Source organism: Pseudogracilibacillus amylolyticus (SeqCode) (assembly GCF_051918545.1).
Classification (GTDB): Bacteria; Bacillota; Bacilli; order Bacillales; family Amphibacillaceae; genus Pseudogracilibacillus.
In genome coordinates this window covers 1-4641 of record NZ_JBPPZG010000268.1, presented here as the reverse complement: position 1 = coordinate 4641, position 4641 = coordinate 1, and the positions used below count along the sequence as shown (strand labels likewise).

4 protein-coding genes are annotated in these 4641 nt (G+C 35.4%); 1 reads left to right on the top strand and 3 read right to left on the bottom strand.

All coding sequences use genetic code 11. From position 1 onward, the window contains the following. Nucleotides 1-363: 363 nt before the first annotated feature. A complete protein-coding gene (locus tag ACPYKA_RS19120; protein ID WP_479543791.1) occupies nucleotides 364-1869 on the top strand; it encodes a malate:quinone oxidoreductase in 1506 nt (501 codons plus the stop codon). Between the two features lie 115 nt (nucleotides 1870-1984). Here the strand turns inward: ACPYKA_RS19120 and ACPYKA_RS19115 are convergent, their stop codons facing one another. The 3 genes from ACPYKA_RS19115 to ACPYKA_RS19105 all read right to left on the bottom strand — a co-directional run bounded on the left by ACPYKA_RS19115 (nucleotide 1985) and on the right by ACPYKA_RS19105 (nucleotide 4298). Beyond that, on the bottom strand, nucleotides 1985-2197 hold the full coding sequence (locus tag ACPYKA_RS19115; protein ID WP_336263756.1) for a hypothetical protein: 213 nt from the start codon (nucleotides 2195-2197) through the stop codon (nucleotides 1985-1987). 160 nt (nucleotides 2198-2357) lie between these two features. Beyond that, on the bottom strand, nucleotides 2358-3134 hold the full coding sequence (locus ACPYKA_RS19110) for a class I SAM-dependent methyltransferase (protein WP_479543790.1): 777 nt from the start codon (nucleotides 3132-3134) through the stop codon (nucleotides 2358-2360). Between the two features lie 381 nt (nucleotides 3135-3515). Continuing rightward, the gene (locus tag ACPYKA_RS19105; RefSeq protein WP_479543789.1) at nucleotides 3516-4298 is read right to left on the bottom strand and encodes a formate/nitrite transporter family protein; all 783 of its coding nucleotides are present in this window, start codon (nucleotides 4296-4298) and stop codon (nucleotides 3516-3518) included. Nucleotides 4299-4641: the final 343 nt, after the last annotated feature.

Below are 4641 nucleotides of genomic sequence, written 5' to 3'. Positions count from 1 at the left end.
TATTTATAGTATTTAACATTTAATGAAATAAATAAATTTTAAATAATGATTGGCATTTTACATTCTCAATTACTTGTACCATTCCCGATTATGTTTTGTTCTTTATAAATGAGTCCCAGATTCAATGCCTTATTTAATAATGGGGAAAATTACCACGTCCTAATAAGCATATAACTTTTAATTATTACATACTATTAGTAAATAATATTGATTATAACGTGTTCTAATAAACTATTATTTGGTATAAATGTTATAATTGGTTTGGAAGAGATGTGTTTTCAAGTAGTGCTCTAGCTTACTGTTAATGGAAGCAAGAGTGCTTACATCCTTTCCTTAAAATATTAAGGTGTAAGGAAGGTAAAAATGAGCAGCAGACAAACTAAAACAGACGTTATCTTGATTGGTGCTGGAATTATGAGTGCAACTTTAGGTACACTTTTAAAAGAATTAGCACCTGACTGGAAAATTACCGTGTTTGAGAAGCTCGAAAAAGCAGGGGAGGAAAGCTCTCACGAATTAAACAATGCCGGAACTGGACATGCGGCTTTGTGTGAACTAAACTACACAACCGAAAAACCAGATGGCTCTATTGATATTAGTAAAGCGATCAATGTAAATGAACAGTTTCAGGTATCTATGCAGTTTTGGTCGTATTTAGTAAATAGTAACCTAATTCAGAATCCCGAAGATTTTATTATGCCATTACCTCATATGAGTATGGTACAGGGAGAAGAGAATGTAGAATTTTTAAAGAAACGTTATGAAGCAATGACAAGCAATCCATTGTTTCAAGGCATGCAATTTACCGATGATCCAGACAAACTAATGGAATGGATTCCACTTATTATGAAAGATCGTGATGCAAGCGAACCGATCGCGGCTACCAAGATTGACACTGGAACAGATGTTAATTTTGGTGCTTTAACACGTATGTTGATTAATCATTTAGAAGATAATCACGTTGATATTAATTACAATCACATTGTTGAGGATCTTAAACGCACTAGTGATGGCTCATGGGAATTGAAAGTTCGTGATACAAAAGATGGGAAATTAGAATATATTACTTCCAAGTTCGTCTTTATTGGCGGCGGGGGTGGAAGCCTGCATTTATTACAAAAATCTGGAGTTCCTGAAGGAAAACATATTGGCGGATTCCCAGTAAGTGGAATATTTATGGTATGTAATAATCCAGATGTGATAGAACAACATCATGCAAAAGTTTACGGAAAGGCTAAAGTTGGTGCTCCACCAATGTCAGTTCCACATCTTGATACACGATATATCGATAATAAGAAATCATTATTATTTGGTCCATTTGCCGGCTTCTCACCGAAATTTCTAAAAACCGGTTCGATGTTTGATTTGATAACTTCAGTTAAACCGAATAATGTGTTAACGATGTTGGCGGCAGGCGGTAAAGAAATGTCATTAACCAAATATTTAATTCAGCAAGTTATGTTATCAAAAGAACAACGTATAGAAGAATTACGTGAATTTATCCCAAATGCAAAACTGGAAGATTGGGATTTTATAGTAGCCGGTCAGCGGGTACAAGTTATTAAGGATACAGCTGATGGTGGCAAAGGAACACTTCAGTTTGGTACAGAAGTAATTAGTGCAGCTGATGGTTCTATTGCCGCTTTACTAGGAGCTTCTCCAGGTGCTTCAACAGCGGTTTCGATCATGCTTGAAATACTTGAAAAAAGCTTCCCAGAACAGTTTGCGGAGTGGGAACCAAAAATAAAAGAAATGATTCCTTCTTATGGTAAATCATTAATGGAAAACCCAGAGTTACTGCAACATGTTCATCAGTCAACTGCAGAAACACTTGGATTACGAGAAAAACTACAACAAAAAACGAGTTAATATAAGGAAGCATAATTTCATGCTTCCTTTTTGTTATCAGAAAGTATAAATCCTTTCTTGACTCGCTCACTGGCTAATGTGTAGAAGTCAATTGTAGTGCTTTTTTCAATAACGTCTAATCTTTCTGATGTTTATCCTTTAATGAAGCTTCTGCGCCAGCCTCTCCTTTTGGTCGCTTAAACCCTTTATCCAGCTGTCCAGCATTTTCAATATCACCTGAAGAATGGTAGCCAGCTACCTCCTCATTCGAAGTTGTTCCATAAAACCCCATTCCACCAAGCTCCACATTAACATCTTCTTTCATACGATCCTTTTTATTATTATCCATGGAATACACCTCCCAGTGGATAATATAACCAATTTAAGGAGGAAATATTTCTAACATTTTAAAATAGCTGATCGGAAAATAATTTGGAATCTGATTTCTGAGATTTTTTCCGTTTTCTCACAATCACGCCAGTTGAAGTACTTTTTTCAAAAACTAACTATTATTTCACTACCTTCCAAATTGTCCATCTGTCTTTTTCAACTATATTATGATCTACTGATATTGACTCATCAATATAATCTATTAATAATTTTAATTCTTTATCGTCTAATTCATGTAAAATACTTCTTCCAGTTCTTTTGCCTAGGTCTTTAAGCAATTGCTCTTTATTTTCATACACTCTTCTTATTTCCCACAATTTAACTTCTTCGATATCTTTAAATCCAACTGTCTTAAGGGTATTAATTACAAATTGACTATTATATCTGCGATTAGTCTCCTTTTCAACTAAGCTTGGAAAAAGTTCAAAGAAATACCCTCTAATATGGTTATCATTACCTCCTAGCAAACAATCTTCAGGAGTACGGTCTTGAATAATATAAAATCCATTGTTCCTCAACATTCTATATGCTTCTTTAAAACAAGCCTGTAAATCCTTAATATGATGTATCAATGCTCTTTCAAGCACTAAATCAAAACTGTTACCATCTAAACCCGTATCAAAAGCATTACCATGCTCAAATGAAATATTTTTATATTCTTTGCAATTTTCTCTTGCTCCCTCAAGATTAGCTTTGGAAAAATCGATACCTATAACAGAACCCACCCCCATGTCTGCTAGTGCCTTAGAATAGATTCCTCCAGCACATCCAACATCCAATACCTTATTAATATTTTCGATAGGTACAAGAGTCTTTATTGTTTCAGTCCACGATTTGTTAGCGGCTCGGGTTGCGTAAGTAAAGCGATTTTTTTTATTATGAAAATCAATGCTCATTTTCAAACCACCATCCTTAGAAAAATTGGCTTATCGTTAAAGAAAACACACCGATTGGCGAAAGCCAGAGGTGATGTTGCACTTATGCTAAGTGAGTGCAAGCCTTGGCGAGAATTAAAGTTGCACTTACGAGTGTTTGACGTGCTAGTACTGGCGTTGCGACAAATCTTTACGGTGGGACGAAAGCGTAGCTACAGTCCCAGGACGCCCGAGCTTTTAGCCAGTGAGCAGTAGGAAAGTTTCCTATCTGCCAACGAAATTTTATCTCCCTTTAATTATATCTCGGTTCACTATATAAGAAAAAATATCAATATTTTATGTTAATTGATAATTATTGCTTATATCTTAGTGCAATAACTTTTCTTAATACCCTCTCATAATCTATTCTGTCTTTAAACTCCCTGAGTATGCCATCCAATAGAAAGTGGCGACAAATATTGCACCGCCGACTGTATTACCGAGAAAAACGGCAATAAAATTTTCTACATATATGATCCAGTCAAAAACTCCTGCAAAAATCGCTGCAGGAATGATAAACATATTCGCTACGACGTGTTGAAAACCAATCGCTACAAAAGCCATGATTGGAAACCAGATACCGATTATTTTACCCGTTGTATCTTTTGCTGCATAAGCTAACCAAACAGCAAGACAGACGAGCCAGTTGGCACCAATTCCTGAGATAAACGCCATATGAAATGGTTCATTGACTTTACTTTCAGCAACACGAATCGTCTGTTCTAAATAAGGGCCTGTCTCTGTTAACCCTAAATAATGACCAAAAAGATAAGCAATAAAAATAGCGCCAATAAAGTTACTTACCGTAATGATTGTCCAATTTTTCACAATCTGCCACGTTGTTATTTTCTTATAGAGCCTGGCGGTCGTAACGGCCATTATATTTCCTGTAACAAGTTCTCCACCTGCTACAAGGACAAGAACGAGACCAAGTGGAAAGACGGCTGCACCAATAAATCCTGCAACCGATCCCCATATATGTAATGGTAAATCTGCTGTCACTCGAATGTATAATAAGAAGCCAAATGAAATATAAGCACCCGCTAAAAATCCAAGCGATAATGTGCTCAATAAAGGCAAATTGACTTTTTTTGCACCAATATCCCCTACTGTTTTAGTTATTTGTTCTGGAGTATTAAAAGCCATTTAGTCAACCACCTCAGCTTCTACGGATTTTTTGTGAACCCTTCGCTGTTATTATATGATTGCTTTTAAGATATTAGAATTTGTTGGGAATATGGAATTTCTAGATCGGAGTTTTTTATAAAATTTTTAAATAAAAAGGAGGACTTTTTAAAATAAATGTCGAAGTATGTTATTAAATTAAATGTATCCCTATTATAGTAAAAAATCATGCAAGCTAATTTAAAAAATCTCCTGCTAGATTCAATATCTAACAAGAGACTTTGCTTTATTATGTAATAACCGTGCACCCACTCTCGATGTAACGTCCCTATGCGTTACTTAAGTTCATGGCTCGGCCTAGGCT

Excerpts from the sequence above, each read along its gene's own strand:
- ACPYKA_RS19105 (WP_479543789.1), bottom strand. The coding sequence starts at position 4,298 with ATGGCTTTTAATACTCCAGAACAAATAACTAAAACAGTAGGGGATATT.
- ACPYKA_RS19120 (WP_479543791.1), top strand. The coding sequence starts at position 364 with ATGAGCAGCAGACAAACTAAAACAGACGTTATCTTGATTGGTGCTGGA.
- ACPYKA_RS19115 (WP_336263756.1), bottom strand. The coding sequence starts at position 2,197 with ATGGATAATAATAAAAAGGATCGTATGAAAGAAGATGTTAATGTGGAG.
- ACPYKA_RS19110 (WP_479543790.1), bottom strand. The coding sequence starts at position 3,134 with ATGAGCATTGATTTTCATAATAAAAAAAATCGCTTTACTTACGCAACC.